This window comes from Streptomyces sp. AB3(2024) (genome assembly GCF_041862025.1).
GTDB lineage: Bacteria > Actinomycetota > Actinomycetes > Streptomycetales > Streptomycetaceae > Streptomyces.
The window spans coordinates 1-316 of sequence record NZ_JBGWAB010000376.1; the positions used below are offsets into that span (position 1 = coordinate 1).

Annotated in this window: 1 protein-coding gene; it reads left to right on the forward strand. The window is 69.3% G+C overall.

Annotation, left to right across the window (positions count from 1 at the left end; genetic code table 11):
• A partial coding sequence (locus ACEPPI_RS40845) for a pyridoxal-dependent decarboxylase (RefSeq protein ID WP_373920292.1) occupies window positions 1–316 on the forward strand: 316 nt, incomplete at both ends.

The window sequence follows — 316 nt, forward strand, 5'->3', positions numbered from 1 at the left end:
GCTGCCGCACCAGCTGCGCGAGTACGTCGACGAGAACACCATCGGCGTCGTCGCGATCCTCGGCGTCACCTACACCTGCACCTACGAGCCGGTCGCGGAGTTCGCGGCCGAGCTCGACCGCCTGCAGGGGGAGACGGGACTCGACGTCCCGTTGCACGTCGACGCGGCTTCCGGCGGATTCATCGCGTCCTTCCTCCACCCCGATCTGGCCTGGGACTTCCGCCTGTCCCGAGTCGCCTCCATCAATGCCTCCGGCCACAAGTACGGCATGGCGCCACTCGGCGTGGGCTGGGCCCTGTGGCGCGACAAGTCGGCC